Origin of the sequence: Paenibacillus sp. FSL K6-1566, from assembly GCF_038050475.1 — a bacterium.
GTDB lineage: Bacteria > Bacillota > Bacilli > Paenibacillales > Paenibacillaceae > Paenibacillus_AQ > Paenibacillus_AQ lactis.
In genome coordinates, this window is record NZ_JBBOSR010000001.1 from 4,448,637 (window position 1) to 4,465,435 (window position 16,799).

At 51.8% G+C, this 16,799-nt stretch carries 17 protein-coding genes and 1 riboswitch; of the genes, 4 read left to right on the forward strand and 13 right to left on the reverse strand.

The features are described from left to right. Positions 1-92: 92 nt before the first annotated feature. The 4 genes from NST08_RS19590 to NST08_RS19605 all read right to left on the reverse strand — a co-directional run bounded on the left by NST08_RS19590 (position 93) and on the right by NST08_RS19605 (position 4,065). Positions 93-1,055: a siderophore ABC transporter substrate-binding protein gene (locus tag NST08_RS19590; RefSeq protein ID WP_341342188.1), complete on the reverse strand. Its 963-nt coding sequence runs from the start codon at positions 1,053-1,055 to the stop codon at positions 93-95. 364 nt (positions 1,056-1,419) lie between these two features. Further along, entirely contained in the window at positions 1,420-2,178 is a 759-nt protein-coding gene (locus NST08_RS19595; protein WP_341342189.1) for an iron ABC transporter ATP-binding protein, read from the reverse strand. Beyond that, positions 2,175-3,122, reverse strand: coding sequence for an iron chelate uptake ABC transporter family permease subunit (locus NST08_RS19600; protein WP_007132169.1), 948 nt, complete (start codon positions 3,120-3,122; stop codon positions 2,175-2,177). The genes NST08_RS19595 and NST08_RS19600 overlap by 4 nt, the downstream gene beginning before the upstream one ends. Further along, on the reverse strand, positions 3,112-4,065 hold the full coding sequence (locus NST08_RS19605) for an ABC transporter permease (RefSeq protein ID WP_007132170.1): 954 nt from the start codon (positions 4,063-4,065) through the stop codon (positions 3,112-3,114). The genes NST08_RS19600 and NST08_RS19605 overlap by 11 nt, the downstream gene beginning before the upstream one ends. A gap of 532 nt (positions 4,066-4,597) precedes the next feature. Here NST08_RS19605 and NST08_RS19610 point away from each other — a divergent pair. Together NST08_RS19610 and NST08_RS19615 are read left to right on the forward strand one after the other, a co-directional pair. Beyond that, on the forward strand, positions 4,598-5,200 hold the full coding sequence (locus NST08_RS19610; RefSeq protein WP_028405360.1) for a nitroreductase family protein: 603 nt from the start codon (positions 4,598-4,600) through the stop codon (positions 5,198-5,200). 174 nt (positions 5,201-5,374) lie between these two features. Beyond that, a riboswitch (TPP riboswitch) is annotated at positions 5,375-5,478 on the forward strand. A gap of 100 nt (positions 5,479-5,578) precedes the next feature. Beyond that, on the forward strand, positions 5,579-6,184 hold the full coding sequence (locus NST08_RS19615) for a YkoF family thiamine/hydroxymethylpyrimidine-binding protein (protein WP_028405361.1): 606 nt from the start codon (positions 5,579-5,581) through the stop codon (positions 6,182-6,184). A 74-nt stretch (positions 6,185-6,258) separates the two neighbouring features. On the opposite strand, the gene NST08_RS19620 is transcribed toward NST08_RS19615, so the two are convergent. Then, positions 6,259-6,357 carry a sporulation protein YjcZ gene (locus tag NST08_RS19620; RefSeq protein WP_007132173.1) on the reverse strand — a complete coding sequence of 33 codons (99 nt, stop codon included), beginning with the start codon at positions 6,355-6,357 and terminating at the stop codon, positions 6,259-6,261. Positions 6,358-6,473: 116 nt separating this feature from the next. After that, the gene (locus NST08_RS19625) at positions 6,474-7,172 is read right to left on the reverse strand and encodes a nucleotidyltransferase domain-containing protein (protein WP_028405362.1); all 699 of its coding nucleotides are present in this window, start codon (positions 7,170-7,172) and stop codon (positions 6,474-6,476) included. A gap of 139 nt (positions 7,173-7,311) precedes the next feature. On the opposite strand from NST08_RS19625, the gene NST08_RS19630 reads away from it, so the two are divergent. Beyond that, complete coding sequence (locus NST08_RS19630; RefSeq protein WP_007132175.1) at positions 7,312-8,034, forward strand: class I SAM-dependent methyltransferase; 723 nt, start codon at positions 7,312-7,314, stop codon at positions 8,032-8,034. A 223-nt stretch (positions 8,035-8,257) separates the two neighbouring features. Continuing rightward, on the forward strand, positions 8,258-9,508 hold the full coding sequence (locus NST08_RS19635) for a methyl-accepting chemotaxis protein (protein WP_007132176.1): 1,251 nt from the start codon (positions 8,258-8,260) through the stop codon (positions 9,506-9,508). 148 nt (positions 9,509-9,656) lie between these two features. On the opposite strand, the gene NST08_RS19640 is transcribed toward NST08_RS19635, so the two are convergent. The 7 genes from NST08_RS19640 to NST08_RS19670 all read right to left on the reverse strand — a co-directional run bounded on the left by NST08_RS19640 (position 9,657) and on the right by NST08_RS19670 (position 16,795). Next, entirely contained in the window at positions 9,657-10,142 is a 486-nt protein-coding gene (locus NST08_RS19640; RefSeq protein WP_144870805.1) for an NUDIX hydrolase, read from the reverse strand. 2 nt (positions 10,143-10,144) lie between these two features. Beyond that, on the reverse strand, positions 10,145-10,852 hold the full coding sequence (locus tag NST08_RS19645; protein ID WP_210094718.1) for a class I SAM-dependent methyltransferase: 708 nt from the start codon (positions 10,850-10,852) through the stop codon (positions 10,145-10,147). Between the two features lie 78 nt (positions 10,853-10,930). Further along, a complete protein-coding gene (locus NST08_RS19650; protein ID WP_210094719.1) occupies positions 10,931-11,479 on the reverse strand; it encodes a nucleotidyltransferase family protein in 549 nt (182 codons plus the stop codon). A gap of 371 nt (positions 11,480-11,850) precedes the next feature. Then, positions 11,851-12,036 carry a hypothetical protein gene (locus NST08_RS19655; protein ID WP_007132180.1) on the reverse strand — a complete coding sequence of 62 codons (186 nt, stop codon included), beginning with the start codon at positions 12,034-12,036 and terminating at the stop codon, positions 11,851-11,853. Between the two features lie 239 nt (positions 12,037-12,275). Beyond that, positions 12,276-13,205, reverse strand: coding sequence for a ribokinase (gene rbsK, locus NST08_RS19660; protein ID WP_210094720.1), 930 nt, complete (start codon positions 13,203-13,205; stop codon positions 12,276-12,278). Positions 13,206-13,232: 27 nt separating this feature from the next. Continuing rightward, positions 13,233-15,344 carry an ADP-ribosylglycohydrolase family protein gene (locus NST08_RS19665; protein ID WP_210094721.1) on the reverse strand — a complete coding sequence of 704 codons (2,112 nt, stop codon included), beginning with the start codon at positions 15,342-15,344 and terminating at the stop codon, positions 13,233-13,235. Between the two features lie 287 nt (positions 15,345-15,631). Continuing rightward, positions 15,632-16,795, reverse strand: coding sequence for an ADP-ribosylglycohydrolase family protein (locus NST08_RS19670; protein WP_007132183.1), 1,164 nt, complete (start codon positions 16,793-16,795; stop codon positions 15,632-15,634). Positions 16,796-16,799 lie beyond the last annotated feature (4 nt).

The following is a 16,799-nucleotide window of genomic DNA, read 5'->3' on the forward strand; positions in this document are numbered from 1 at the left end:
ACACAACGAAAGATGGCGGGACACGGAATAATCCGGTACCGCCATCTTTTGAATTGAGCTTGTATTATGAATGAGTCTTCATGTCCTCACTATTACTTGATGGCCGCGTCCACTTCTTTAACCATTTCGGATACGGAAGTCAATCCGCCGCCGGACAGGTACCAGAAGTCAGGGTCCAGGTACACGATGTTTCCTTCTTTCGCAGCATTCGTTGTATTGACTAGCTCGTTCTCCACGACTGCTTTAGCGCCGGATTCGCCGTTTCCTGTAGCTACGGCAGCGCCGCGGTCAACGACAAACAGATAGTCCGGATTTTTCTCTACAATATACTCGTTCGAGATGTCCTTACCATGAGTGCTTACTTCAATGTTGCTGTCCACCGCTTTAAATCCGAACACATCATGCAGGATGCCGAAGCGCGATCCTGGTCCGTATGCGCTGATTTTGCCTTCGTTCGCAAGAATGATCAGTGCGTTTTTGCCTGTTGCCGTTGCTTTTTCATTCAGTGCCTTAATGCTGTCTTCAATCGTTTTCAGCTCTTGCTCAACCTCGGCTTCCTTGCCGAAAATTTGTCCGAGCGTGTTCATGTTCTCTTCAAAGGATTCCATGTATTTGCTTGTATCCACGCCCAAAAAGATCGTTGGCGCAATTTTGTTAAGCTCCTCATAGGCTTCCTGCTGTCTGCCGGAAATGATGATCAGGTCCGGTTTGATGCTGTTGATTTTTTCGAAGTCAGGCTCTTTCAAGCTGCCGACATTCTCGTATTTCTTGTCTTCGAATTTGGATAGGTACGAAGGAATATTCGCTTGCGGTACGCCCAACACCTCTACGCCGAGCTTATCCAGGGAATCCAGAATACCGAAATCGAATACGACAACGCGCGTAGGATTCTTCTTCACAGGCGTTTCGCCAAGCTGATGCTTAATCGTAATCTCCTCGGAAGCTGGCGTGTTCGTATCACCGCCGGCTGCTCCCGTTGCCTCCTTATCCTGTCCGCATGCTGCGAGTACAAAAGTGAACATTGCTACCATAACTAACGCTAACCATTTTTTCATTGCTTCCACCCCGTTTGAATGATTTTTTATATTTCGCAATACATGGTTTATGACTGCATGTCGTGCTTTTGCATTTATGTTTGTCGCAAACAACCCTTTGGTCAAGCCCGGTTAAGCTTATCCTACCCAACGTTATGATCCTATGTATAACCGTTCATCCCTCCTTGCTGTAATCAAGAACAATATGGATATACATATATTTTGAATATTTGGTTGATTTTGTAATACAAAGAGGGCGTATAGAACCGTGCCGTCCTTCTAAAAGGCAGCCAGGTCTGTCCGGACGGATAGGAACTCGCTAGAACCGCACCTCTCGCGGTCTGCTCCGGGCTCGTATCCTCCGAACACATATTCCAACCTTATGTTAGGCGTAGTATACACACACTCTGTTATCGTTAATCTCTTCGATCTCAATGTCCATATCATAGATGCCGCGAAGAACGTTGCTCTGAATAATATGCTCTGTCCGGCCTTCGCTCTCGATCGCCCCATCCTTCAGCGCCACGATGTAATCGGAGTAAAAAGACGCGAAGTTGATATCATGAATGACGATGACAATCGTTTTGTTCAGATCGGTGACAAGCTTTCTGAGTATTTTCATAATCTGCACCGAATGCTTCATATCCAGATTGTTCAGCGGTTCATCAAGCAGGATATACTCGGTGTTCTGGGCAATGACCATCGCGATGTAGGCGCGCTGGGTTTGACCGCCGCTGAGCTGGTGCAGGTATTTATGCTGCATATCCTGAAGCTCCATATACGCGATCGCTTCATCCACGTACTTCTCATCTTCCGCCGTCAGCCTGCCTTGGGAGTAAGGAAAACGTCCGAAGGATACGAGCTCGCGTACCGTCAGGCGGAGGCTGATGTGGTTCGACTGCTTCAAGATCGAAACCTTCTTCGCCAGATCGCCGCTCTTCCATTGGCTGACCTCTTTGCCGTCCACCGTGATCTGTCCGCTATCCTTGCCCGTCAATCTGCTGATCATGGACAGCAATGTACTCTTACCGGCCCCGTTCGGACCGATAAAGGACGTGATTTGGCCCTTCGGGATCGTAACCGACACGTTGTCGACGACTTTTTTGCCGCCATAGACTTTCGATACGTTCGTAACCTGGATCATGCTTTACTCTCCTTTAATAGCAGGTATATAAAGTAAACACCGCCGATGAAATTGATGATGACGCTGAGCGTCGTGGAGAAGGTAAACACCCGTTCTACAATCAATTGACCGCCAACCAATGCGATGACGCTGATCAGTATGGAAGCTGATATCAAGTAGGAATGACGGTAGGTTTTCATAAATTCATAAGCAACGTTGACGACCAGCAGTCCAAGGAACGTGATCGGACCCACCAGCGCGGTAGCAACCGAGATCAGCACTGCCACGACGATCAACAGCCGCTTTACAACATAATCGTAGTTCACGCCGAGGTTGATCGCCTGCTCCCGCCCGAGCGCAAGCACGTTCAAATACTTGGTGAATCTTGCGAAGTACAGGAGCGTAACGGCAACGACAATGCTCGCCATGATCAGCAGATCGGTCTTCACATTGTTAAAGCTGGCGAACATTTTATCCGCTACGTATTGGAACTCGTTCGGATCGATCAGCACCTCCATGAAGGAGGACATGCTGGAGAACAAGGTTCCGAAGATCATGCCGATTAGGAGGAGGAAGTAAATATTGTTGCCTTCCCTCCGGAACAGAAGCCGGTATAACACGCCGGCGAACAGAATCATGGCCCCGACATTGATCAGGAAATTTGCGTTGCTGCCCAGTTTGTACAGCGTAAAGGAACCGAATACGAAGATGACTGTCGTCTGAATCAAAATATATAAAGAATCCAATCCCATGACGCTCGGCGTCAAAATCCGGTTATTCGTGACCGTTTGGAACACCGTGGTAGACAGGGCGATCGCCCCGCCGGTCAGAATAATGGCCAGCACCTTCTTAATTCTTCGCGGGAAGGCGTAATCCCAACTGCCGCCAAGATCGATGAACAGAAAGGCCGCCACCAGGATAATTGCCACCGCGGCCAGCAGGCCGATTTTGGCTCTATAAGTCATAAGCCTTTCTCCTCATCAGTAAGTAAATGAAAATACCGCTTCCGAGCACGCCCACGGTCAGACTGATCGGAATTTCGTATGGGTATATGATGATCCGACCAAGGATATCGCAGAACAGAACGAATCCGGCCCCTAGCAGCGCGGTATGGGAAAGGCTTTTTTTCAAATGGTCTCCCAGATACAGGCTTACAATATTCGGTATGATCAAACCGAGAAAAGGAATCACGCCGACCGTCAACACGACGGATGCGGTTACCAGCGCTACAATGACCAAGCCCAAATTAACGACGCGCCGGTAATGAAGTCCAAGGTTCGTGGCGAATTCCTCACCCATGCCGGCAACCGTGAATTTGTTGGCGAACAGGTAGGCCAGAATGACCAGCGGAACGCTGATATACAGAAGTTCGTACTGTCCCTTGATGATCATGGAAAAATCGCCTTGAAGCCATGCGGACATGTTCTGAATGAGATCATATTTATAAGCGAAGAACGTAGCGATCGAGCTTACGATGTTCCCGAACATGAGTCCAACGAGCGGAATAAAGATCGCATCCTTGAACTTGATCCGGTCCAAGATCTTCATGAAGATAAACGTGCCGGCCAGAGCGAATACAAAAGCCACCAGCATTTTCACAAGCGGTCCGCTTGTCGTAAATACGAGCATCGCAACGAGAATTCCCAGTCTTGCGGAATCCATGGTTCCCGCCGTTGTCGGCGATACGAATTTGTTGCGGCTAAGCTGCTGCATGATCAATCCGCAGATACTCATGCTGACTCCCGCCAGAATTAGACTGACTAGACGCGGCAAGCGGCTGACGAGCATAATATGCTGTTGTTGTTCCGTCATGGAGAATAAGTCCAGCGGCGAAATATCCTTGACTCCGATAAATAAGGAGACGATGGAAAGCGCCACAACGGCTGCGGCTAAGTAAATGATCTTCATGGCTCTTCCTTCTATGCATATGTCTCTAAATCATTTCGTCAGCTCGTAATTCAGTTATCATTCTCATTGAGATTGATTATCAATTACGTTCTGATAAGCATTATATCACCCTCATTCTCAACCGACAAGTATAATTGAGAATCAAACTCAATTAAATTTTTAATCTTTGCATGATTTGTTCATCAATTGTTCATAATATGAAGCTTGGCAGAAATTAGCCGTTGTTGTCCTCAATCCTTCCATTGTTCTCCTCGCCCTCTCTTATAAATAGGAAATAAAAAATCCCTTCCCCTGTTTTAGCTCCCAATCACGGGGTATTTCATCTATAAATTCTCAATCACAGGGTTGACAATGACCAATGTGATATAATAACATACTAACGGAAGTATTATTTCTTACAATTAGTAAGTTGTTAAGGAATAATAATTCAACATATTTCAGCGATCACCTTAATGCATATTTGCTTGAATGATAGGACATCTTTTTATCAGGCGTATGCAATCCAAACCATGACTCAGGAGGGTTTATCAACATGTCTAAAGACTTCCTTACCGCACTTAAAAATCGCCGTTCCTACTATGCGATCAGCAAGGATTCCGTCATCTCCGATGAGCGTATCCAAGAAATCGTGAAAGATGCCGTGAAATACACGCCTTCTTCCTTCAACTCCCAAAGCGCACGCGCGGTCGTTCTGCTTGGTGAGCAGCATGACAAGCTGTGGAATATTACGGAAGGCATTCTGAAGGAAGTGGTGGGCGACGAGCAAGCATTCAAATCCACCGCTGAGAAAATGGCCTCTTTCCGCGCAGGCTATGGCACCGTGCTGTTCTTCGAGGACAACGATGTCATCGCAGGGCTTCAGCAAAACTTTGCGCTCTATGCCGACAACTTCCCGGTATGGGCGAATCAGTCGAACGGCATGCTTCAGCTCGTCGTTTGGACAATGCTGGAAGCCGAAGGACTTGGTGCTTCCCTGCAGCATTACAACCCGCTGATCGACGAAAAAGTAAAAGCTGAATGGAACATTCCTGAAAACTGGAAGCTGATTGCACAAATGCCATTCGGCAAGCCGGCTGCTGAGCCAGGGGACAAAGAATTTGCTCCGCTTGAAGATCGCGTGAAAGTTTACAAGTAAGCGAAACAAGACAAAGAGCCGCCATCAGGAAGCCTATTAAAGCTCCTCATGGCGGCTTTTTGCTGCGGTGCCATTGTTTTTTCGATGCCGAGACGTTACAATTACCAGGTAAGAAGCCGCCCTCTTTCGAAAGCTTGGACCGGCCGGAATCAAAGCAAAATTTCATATCTTGTGTTGCTGTACTAGGGGTGCCTTGTGCTGAGAAACGGCGGAACCGCCGTTAACCCTTACTACCCGATCTAGGTCATGCTAGCGTGGGGAAGTGTAGCGTTCATGTTTATGTTTTTTTCGCGTAGACATCGCCGCACTTATCCCTTAAGGTGCGGTTTTTTTGCGTTATTTTGCGTTCTCAAATTTATGCTGCAGGAGGAATCTACAATGAATGAGTTAGCATGCGGAACCAGCCGGATTGTTGGCTGCCGGTTCTCGGTATTTCCGATGACGGACCGCTTCGTCGAAGTGATTGTGGGGGCGTTGGAGTCTGTGCATACGGATAAGGTATGGATTCATACCGATGATGTCAGTACTTGTGTTCGCGGACGTGCCGAGCACGTATTTGACGTTACCCGTGCGATATTCGCCCATGCGGCAGCTTCCGGCGTACATACAGTCTTTAATGGGACCTACTCCATCGGCTGCCCAGGCGATACGGATGCGGATGTCTATATGTCTGAGGATTCCGGGGTGTTAAACAGCGAGCTTGGACCACACGCGGATATTGAAACCGCCTGCCAGTTCGCCTTGTATCCGCTCGGAACCGAGCATTATATGGATATTATCTACGGAGAAGTGCAGCGCGCCAAGGAAAAGGGAACCTTCGGGGGCAGCGTCCATTACGCAAGCCGTCTCGACGGAACGCTCACTCGCGTATTCGAATCCCTCGAGGATGCGTTCAAGCATGCCATCCAGACAGATACCAGCCACCTCGTGATGACCGCTGTCGTCTCCGCGCACAGTCCATCGCCAAAGCAGAATAGCGTATAATATGCACGCTTAAGCAGACAAGGACCCGGCGATATGCCGAGTCCTTGTGCTATCCACCGCGTATCCTTGATGAATTAAACCCAAGCAAGCGAGATGATTACGAGCAGGATAAAGAGAACCAGTATAATACCCGTTGATGTGCCCCAAACATCTCCACCATATGCTCCGCTCATGACGATCCCTCCTGGATTTATTGAAATACGTGATGTCATCACATATTAAGGTATGAGCCGGAAAGAACGACGGTCACGGCAGCTGTACCGCTTGTCTTTTCCCCCAGCCGATGGCCTTATTCTTCATATCCGACAAGCAGCTGGCCTCCGTAAGGGAGCAAAACCTGCTCGCACAGCTTCATGAGCTGATGCGATTGCCGGGTACGGTACATCGCCTCCAGCGCTTGCACCAACCGCTCGCTAAAATGCGGATCGAAGCCGGAGACCAGCCGGAACAGCGTCTTCCCTTCCCCCGTCCATTGCCGGTTCACCCTCAGGACAAACTCGCAGAGCAAAGTCGATATTTTTTGAACGGTAAACCAGGCTTCCCCGTCCCCTTTGGCCTGCTTAAGATCCATCATGTATTCGGTGATCATGTACCGGGCTGCGTCAATATCGGACATCGTTAATGGCAGCGGGCCGTAATCCAGATCAGCCTGGGCCTCCCCGCGAATGGCTTCCCCTTCCGGTAGCGAGCAGAGAACAACGCCTTCAGCCATGATCCGCTGCAACGTCGGATTCGCCGCAACGATGCCTGCGTCAAAATCTTCGCGATAGCCGGAGCTAGATAAAATAAACAGCTCTACGATCCAGCCGGCAGCTTCAATCGTCCTTCTCCTCAGCCCTTCGCCTTCTCTCTCTACAATGATCACGTCAAGGTCTGAGTGCTCGTTATGCTCTCCCCTGGAAGCACTGCCCCCCAGTACAGCCAGCAGACAATCCGGATATTGTTCCGACACGACCTTCCTTGCGGCCTGAATCGGCTCCATCTTCATGCGTATTTCCCCCAAACCGCTCATATCTTCAAAAAAAGGGCTCAAAATAGTAAATTCAGCGAAAACCCCAAACGTACCTCAATCATATGGTAAATAAACAAATATCCTTATGCAGATAACGAAAGTAGGGATCCATTCGATGAATTACATTAACATGCTGTCCAAATTAGGGATGGGCAGCGCCCACCCCGGGGGATTCGAGGCCACTCTGAGAATGCTGAATTCGTACCCTATCAGGCCGAGCAGCCGAATTCTGGAGGTTGGCTGCGGAACCGGCCGAACGGCCTGTCACCTAGCCGGCCTAGGCTACCAAGTGACGGCCATTGATCTGAATGAGCATATGATTACAAAAGCAAAAGCAAGAGCAGCGGCGATGGGCAGTGATGTGGAATTTCTTCAGGCAGACGTATGCTCGCTGCCTTTTCCGGACAATCAATTCGATGTCATTCTGGCCGAGTCGGTCACCGTCTTCACCGATACGTCGCGCTCCATTCCGGAATATTACCGCGTTCTGGATGCCGGCGGAATTTTAATGGACAGGGAGCTGATTCTGGATAAGAGCATGCCTGAACCGCAGCTCAACGAGCTGCTTGCCTTCTTCGGCATCCCCCGCCTCATGGACCGGGAGAAATGGCGCGATGCGCTGCTGGGCAGCGGCTTCAAGCAGGCCGAGGTGCTGGAATACAATCATTTCAACGAGAAGTTGAAGGAGGAACAGACACGCCATCTGGATGCCTATGAGCAGCGGGATAAAGGAATATTGCTCGACCTTGCACTCTGGGAGACGGTCTTCAAGCATGACCGCATGATTCTCGATAACACCGAATATTTGGCCTCCGCATTGTTCCGGGCAGAGAAATAGACAATCGTTGGAGCGGGTTTGTAGCGCATAAGCGTTCACAAATCCGCTCTCTTTTTCACGAGTTCTGTACGAGGATAACATTAGATCAGAATCTTCCGGGTTTCATTCAGGGTCTTTAGACTCACCTGATTGAAAATTTTGTAATTCCTTGTATCTACTTTTGTCGCACGATGATATAATCATGGTAAAAATATCCTATATAGCTTGAGGAGGATTCATTCGTATGGCATGGTTCAACAGACTCCCGATCGCTCAAAAAATCACAGCAGCCTGTTATCTCATTGCCGCCTTGTTCGCGCTTCCAATGCTGATCGCCTTTATACTCGTAGGCAAAGCGGTCATTGGTATCGTACTTGTTGCGGTGCTAATCGGACTCACTTATCCACTTTCCCGTGTCATTGAGAGAGCGCTTACGAGCACGTTCTCCGAAATCTCCAGCGTCTCCGCCAAAATTGCCAAAGGAGATTTTACCTTCCAGGTAGAAGAGATGGGCGGAATGAATGATCTCAGCAGAACCTTCAACAGCATGGTGGACAAGCTCCGCAAAATCCTTCAGGAAACCTCCGACATCACCCGCAGCGTCATGGCTTCAAGCCGGAATATATCAACGAAAAATCAGGAGCTTATCCAGGTCATGAACCAGGTATCGCTTTCTGCAGGAGAGCTGGCCGTCGGAGCAGGCGAAATATCGGAGGACGTGTCCGCAATGACCGACTCGATCAAGGAAATCGAGGAGAAGGTCGGCAATTACACCCACTCAACCCATGAAATGAACTCCCGGTCGATGGCAACTTTGCAGCTGGTGGAGCAAGGAAGAGAATCGGTATCCCGGCAATCGGCCGGCATGCTGCGAAATATCGAGGCAACGGCCAAAGTATCCGAATCCATTGATGCGCTCGCGCGAAACGCCAAAGGCATTACGAAAATTACCGAAACGATATCCGAGCTGGCCGATCAGACGAATCTGCTGTCATTAAACGCTTCAATCGAGGCGGCCCGTGCCGGCGAGCACGGCGCCGGCTTTGCCGTTGTAGCCCAGGAGGTTCGAAAGCTCGCGGAGGAATCGACCTCCTCCACGCGTGAAGTGTTCAATCTGGTTCGCAGCATTGAGGCAGACATTAAGCATGCGACCCAGAACATTAAGATCAATGAGGATGTCGTGCGCCAACAAACGGAGCTGATCCGGGAAGCCGAGGAAGTCTTCATGCAGATCGTAAGCAGCGTGCAGTACATCACCGAGCAGATTGCCGCCTTCTCCAAGGAAAGCGAGTCCATGCTGGAGAGCGCGCAGAGCATATCCGCCGCCATTCAGAACATTTCGGCCATTACCCAGCAGTCCGCAGCAGGGACGGAGCAGGTATCCGCCTCCATGAACGAGGGGATTACCTCAATCAAGAAGATGGCCGAAGAAGCAGAGGCAATGAACAACGCTGTCTTCCAGCTGCAGAAGACGATCAATATTTTCAAATTCTAGCTGAATTACATACAGAAGCAGGCCTGAATCGGCTTCACTCCGATTCGGGCCTGCTTTTTGCATTTCACGATGCTCCTCCTGGTTCGATGATCCTGGATCGCGGAAGCCGTATTTTACGTTTCACAAGAAAATACTTTGGAAAAACCAATTATTCCTCGCTCATGTGCGGCTTGAGATCATTCTTCGTGATCCGCTTATCGTCCTCGCCCATGATCTGTTCAGCCATCATCTCCGCAAACGGCGTCAGCGGCAGCCCGCTCAGCTGCTCCAGCGGAATCCATGCCGCGCCTAACGAATCCTCGCCGTCCCCTTCCGATTTCAAACCTGCCGGCTCATCCGCCAGCTGAACATCATAGATGATCCCGATATGATGGAGCTCCTCCAGCCTGTTCTCATCATATTGATAGATCATCGTATAGGAGACCGCAGTCCGAATCGTTCCCTGGACGGACGATAGGCCTGTCTCCTCCAGAAATTCACGCTGCAGCGTTCGCTCGGGCTCTTCTCCGAACTCGACCGATCCGCCGGGCAGATCCCATTTCCCCCGATGAGGACCCCGGGCTTTCTGAACCAGCAATAGGCGCTGACTGCGAATCAATACGCCATAAATGCCGAGATGGGTATATTTCTCCAAACTTACCGCGCTCCTTTTCGTGCAGTGAAGGTAATCCATTCGCCGCAAAACATTATATCCCTGCCGTCGTGGACCTCGGGAATTTCCTGATGGACCTGCCGCTCACATAGGATCTCCCAATCGGCATATAAACGATGCAGGATCGAGAAGGCGCGTTCCGTTGGAAGATTCAGTTCGATCAAGCCCTCCTGCTCCTTGCCCGTCTCCACATCTATTTCCTTTACATTCGTGTTGATCATGATGCAGTGGATACCAAGGGGAGCGGTGCCTTCCTGCATCTCTTCGAGCTTGGCAACGAACGCTTCCTCCGAGGTGAGGTGCTCGAGGCAGGAGCAAGCCACAATATAATGATACATGCCCGGCGTGATTCGAAAATACTGGGCATCCGCCACGTGCGTCTCGATATGGGACGCAACGCCATACTGCTCGGCATACTGCCGCAGCTTCGTGATTGCCGACTCGAGCAGATCCACACAGACGACCGTCCCGTTCATGTCCTGGATCCGCTGAGCCATCGGAATGCTGTTCCGGCCGACGCCGCAGCCTAAATCCAAAACCCGCATGTTCTGGACCTTCAGCAGCTCCAGATGATCCATAACCGCGGCTACTGGCCGCGCCAGCCAGGTCCCCTGCTCAAACAATGCGGTTTGATCGTAAAACTGCTCGTGATAAGCTATTTCCTTCTCGCGGGCTTGCTGAAAATCACTCATCTCGATCTCTCCCTTCCTGTTGCGGCATAGCTTAGGCGATGTCCACATGTGCCGCTAAATGAGGGCAGGCTTCAAGCGCTAATCCTCAAAAATCGTAAGCAGCGGCCACTGGCTCGCCCACTCCTTTCTTAGTACCCTTTCCAGATAATACTCACGCTTTAAGAATGCGGGGGAGCGCCTGACGCGAAGCCCGAATAAATCTTCCAGTCCATACGGGCAGATCAGCTCGATTCCTCCAGCCGGATTTAGCCTAGCCCCGATGGCCGTAGCGGTTTCGGGCCACATCGACATCGCATCTGCTGTTGACTGGTAAGGCCCGTCCCCATTCTTGATATGCATTCGGGCCTGATTCTTGACGGACCACTTGGGATTCAGCGTCTCTTCCTTTAGTCTCCGCTCCAGATGCTCGTCCCGGTCCTCGGAAGCATCGTCCGGATCAAAAAACACCACATCGATATCGCTGTGCCGATCGGAACGATCATATCCATGGAGAATATCCCACGCATAGTTGCGGATATAGCCTGCAGCAATATAGCATTGCGGCAGGTCCAGCTCCCGCACCCGCTGCAAATCAGCCATTAATGGCTGATGCTCCCTGATCCAGCTCTTTAAGCGTTCCTCTAACATTCCATTCACCTCCTGCAAGCATGCCGTAACATCCAAGTTTTGAAAACAAGACTGATTTTAACCGAGCGCACAACTTTAAGGCTTAGCTGCATTTTCAGAAAAATAGTTACAGAAGGAATAACGGCGAAGGCTCGTCCGAACGATTACATCCTCCCGCGAAAAAGCCAAAGACCGCCTCCTAATGGAAAACGGTCTATGCTCAGTCAACAAGTAAACCTATTATATTCCAGTTAATCCCTGCCGGCAATACAGCAAAGTTCACAAGATATTCCTTTAAGCAAACGAAAGCCCCTTAGTAGATCGAGACTCCACCCGAGCAGGATTTGAGGCTTGATTACAATCAAATCGCCTTTGAGTACCGCAACCGCCGGTCAGACCGCCGCGTCAATTCGCTCCTGTGATGCGACGTCGCAGCGCTTGCACACCTTCAGTGCCGTTCCGTCCGTCTTCGTCCGCGGATACAGCAGCTTCGTTCGCGTGCTTCCGCACACCGGACACGTGCCCCGGGCTCGGCTGGGCAGATGCCACAGCGCCTTTCCTCTTTTTTGCTTGGCCATTACATTCAATCCCCCGTTTCATTCATCATTTCGCTGACTCTACATTGTATGAACGGGGGTGCCGCAACATGTTGCAAGAACATGGCTGAATGAGTACATACTTAAAATTTGAACATTGTTCAAGCCGCCCAGTCTTAAGAAAAAGCCAAAAAACCATAGAGGGAGCTTTAAGTAAACGTCCTCTATAGCTTATTGGCTATTGGCTGCTTAGGGTAAATCCTCCGAACAGAAGTGCTCCATCAATGAGCTGATGCCGGCTGCTTCTCCAAGAACAACTCGATTTCCTGCTTGGACGGGATGGAAGCCTGTGCACCGGGCCGTGTGACCGTTAACGCGGCGGCAGCTGCAGCGAATCGAAGCGCAGCTTCGGTTGCCATGCCCCCTGAACTCGCTGCCGCATATGCACCGATAAAGGTATCGCCTGCGGCCGTCGTATCCACGGGCTTCACGCGGCAAGCCGGCACGGTGATCCGTTCTCCTCGGCGATTTGCATAGAAGCATCCCTGCTCTCCCAGTGTAACGATCACGTTCTCCGTTCCCAGGCCTAACAATTTCCCTGCGGCAAGCTCGGCCGTCATCGGGTCTTCCACCTTCACGCCGCTGACGGCAGCCGCCTCCGTCTCATTCAGAATCAATGTATCCAGCAGCGGAAACAGCGACGGAGGCAAAGCCCGAGCAGGAGCCGGGTTCAGCCAGACGCGAACCCCCGCTGCACTCGCAGACTGAATGACAGCCACGTTTGTCTCCCACGGGATTTCATTTTGCAGCAGGACTGCATAAACATCCTCAAAGCGGACCTCCGCTTGGACATCAGCCTCCGTTAATTGGCCGTTGGCTCCCGCTGACAACACGATATGATTCTCGCCTTCTTCATTAACCGTAATAATCGCCATGCCCGAGGTGCCTTCCTTGGCTAGAACGGACTTCACCTCTACTCCCCGATCCTCCAGGGAAGAAACGAGCGTATCGCCAAACGGATCTTGGCCGACCGCTCCGATCATCGCACACTCCGCGCCGGCCATTGCGGCGGCCACGGCCTGATTCGCCCCTTTCCCTCCGGGGAAGAAGGACGTTCCGCTGCTGTGAATCGTCTCCCCCGGCAGCGGGAACTGCGATACGCTGCTGACCACATCCATGTTGATGCTGCCAATGACGTACAGCTTACCCACATCGATCTCCTCCCTTGTTGTCTCTAGTTACGATACGGACGTTCGGACCTGAACCTTTCGAATTTCGAGCTCCCCATCCTCCAGACAGCCGAACCCGAACATGCCGTGTTCAAATGCAGCGTCCTTGCACTCCAGAACACTTTCTCCATTGATATACAAAGTGAAATGATCCTTCTGCGCTTTCAGCTTGAAATGATATTCCTGCCCATGCTCCCAATCGTATCTTGCGGTGATGAGCCGTTTCACTCCGAAATCCTGCTTGATAAACGATACGGCGTTCGGACCGTCAAAGCCGGCCAAATAGTGCCTCATCACGCCCTGCGCTCTTACGATGAGACAATGGCTGTCCCCCGAGATCGGCGTGATAACCGCTTCGACCTCCATGTCCTTCGCATAGTAATTGCCAGAGTAGGATGAGGCATCCCCTTCTGCCTTCCCCCAGAGTGCGCCATCGCGCAGCTCCCATACTCCCCGATGGTGGGAGAACGGGGTGACTGAGCCGAATTCCTTGGCCTGCTTGGAAAAATCGATGGCGTATTTCGCCTCGCCCGTAATGCGGAACTGTCCGATGAACAGCCGGCCGATGGCTCGGTCTGCGAGAGGGGAAGGGCTCTCCAAGATCCAGCCGATCTCATCGATCATGGCCCCATTGGTATCCGGAATCACCCATTCGACATCGTTCCACTTTCCATTCTCCGGCGTAACCGGGCTCAGCAATATTTCTTCTCTATTATAAGTGTTGCGTACGTATGGTGTCAGCGTGACCGGCTCACCCTCCCATTGATCCGCATAGATTTTCGCAGAAACGGTTTGACCGCTATAGGCCAGCGGAGCAAAGGTCGGCTTATATTTCTCGTCATTGAACTCGGCTCTTCGGTAGAACGGCTTGTAATAAATTTTGCTGCTGTCACCCTCAACCAATCGGTCAAACACAATTTCGAGCGAGCCCCTGCCGTCATATGAATGCTGCACCGAGTGCCTGACAACAGGCGTCTTGAACGGATTGCTGGTGCGGAAGCCGTGGGTTGAGCCCGGCAGATCAAAATCGAAGTACACCTCGCCCGGCTTCACGCGCTCCACCAAATCCTGAGGGGCCGTTTCTCCGTTCAGCCGATAGCCGAGCAGCGCAAGCTCCCTGGCGAAGGTGGGGAAGTCGACCAGATTCAAATAGCCGGATACGCTCGAGGCAACGATAAAATCATTGATCGGCTTGCGATAGTGGTCCGGAATGCCGGCCAGACCGCCGTATACACCAAGAATGCTGCCGACATTGCCTGCGTTGCAGTCTGTATCCCAGCCGCACATCGACGCGATCTCGACCGTACGGGCGAAATCCCCTTCGCCATACAGCAGGGCAAGCACGCATACGCCGGCATTCGGGATAATATGGCACACCCCGGTGTATTTATCATAGCCCCAGTGGTCCTCCAGGTATTGCCGGCATGCCCTGAAATCTTCGGGATGCTCGCGATGGAAATCCAGGACCGCATGCACGACGCGTGCATACGTAGAATCTGCCGGAATCATGCGCAGCCCTTCGCTTATGATTTCACCGACGGAAGCTGCATCGAAAGCTTTGGCGATGCACGCAGCCATGAAGCGTGCGCCATAGAGCCCGTTGCCGTCATGGGATACGCTCGCCGCCTTCTCCGCGTATTCGGCGGCCTTCTCCGCCCGCCCGGGGAACAGCAGCCCCCAGGAGTCGATGAAGATCTGGCCTCCGATCTGCTCCGCCATTTCCTCTCCGTTCACCTCGATCGAGCCGGACTTCGGAGCGGGGATTCCTTTGCGGAGGTTCACGTAGGCACGATGCTCCGTGCTGACATCCTCCCCGCCCCACCAGAACATGCCGATGCCTTCGCGGGCATAATTGAGCCAAGCTCTGCCGACATCCTCCGGCTCCAATTCCCGGTCTGCTGCATCGTCATAAAGCGCCCGTATAAAAAACACCGGCCCGTTCGCATCATCATCTGCCGCAAACGTGGTATACGGCTTCACATAATCGCGGATATCCCCATATACGTCACGTATACGTTCGTAGGTCCAAGCCACTGGCTCAATGGGTGCTCCCAGCCGAATGCCGATGTTCATGCCGATAAATCCGGCATAGACCGACTCTACATAATTCTCAGGTAACATAAACGTCCACTCTCCCTCCCAGCCAGTTGAACAAGTTGTGCCAAGGCCAGTCATGTTCCTTCTTTCATTCCTTGATCGGGGCGGCAAGCTCGGTAGCCTCGTGTAATACCGATGTCTCCCTCAAAATAAGCCTTACCGCCCCTGGCAAGTCCGGCAAGTCACAGTCCGGATTTCCTGCTCTCTTGGATAACGAAATCCTGCTGAAACGACCGACAATTCTTCAGATCAGGTTGCTTGATAACGGTTCGAATCTAACGGTTCATATTCAACGCTTTAAATTCAAAGGTTTAAAGCAACTCATCCATCCATACTCGTTTTCTGCTTTCATAAATCCGCAGATCCTCCTCGATGATTCCGGCTGCGATTTCGGAGAAGCGGTCGGCGATGCCGCATAGATCCAGACGGTTCACCTTGTTTAACTGCTCGATGTCCTCGGTCCGAATCACTTCATAGCCATGCATAGCGCCAAGGATGACGCCGGCCATAACGCCGATGGAGTCGGTATCCCGGCCGGAATTGACGCCGTCCAGAATCGTCCGGTAATACTCGCCGTCATTCAGCACCATAAAGGCAAGCGCAAGCGGCAGCTCCTCAATCGACCACAGCCGGCTCGGTGTGTAATGGTTGCTTGGAACGCCCAACTTGTCGATATGACGGCTGACGTCATCGCCCATCGGCGAGTACTTCAGCAGGATCTCTTGGAACGTCTCAACGACCCTGTCCATATCGTCCCGGAACGGACGCAAGCCTCGGGCCGCTTCCGTCAGTTCGGCGATCGCAGCTTTTGTGCCGTCCTTCGCGAGGGCGATCGCCGTACGGACGATATCGTCCACCGTCACGCCCGGCTCGAAGGCTTTGGCAACGCAGGCTGCAAGCACACCGGCAGCCTCCAGTCCGTAGCTGCTCTGATGGCCCATCGCGAACAGAATCGCTTCATCATAAGCCGCTTTTGGATGGCAAGCATTGACGATTCCGATCGGGGCGATGTACATCGCCGCACCGCAGTTGACCATATTGCCGATGCCGCCCTCCCGCGGATCGCAGTTTGCCAGCACATGGCGCATGAAGATATATTTTTCCGGGTAAAACAGCCGATCAATAATCAGCGTCTCTTGATCCAGCTCCGGGACGTAGGTCTTGCGAAATGCGATTTCCTTCACGAATTCATTGCCCATGTCGTAGGCGTCCAAATGCCTGCCCTCGGTCATATACACCTTCATCAGCGCGATGGTCATCAGCGTATCGTCCGTAACGATGCCGTCCCCCCGCATCCTGCCAAGCCGGACATCGGCGGGAAGATCCGCCTTATGCCACTTGGTCATCAGCGACTCCACCCGGCCGTATTTGGACTTGATCTCCGCATAGGTCAGCTTCTCGACGGGAGCCCCCAAGGCATCCCCGAGCGCAGTCGATAGGACCACGCCCCTTACTCGGTCACGAAAGGATGTCATCAGC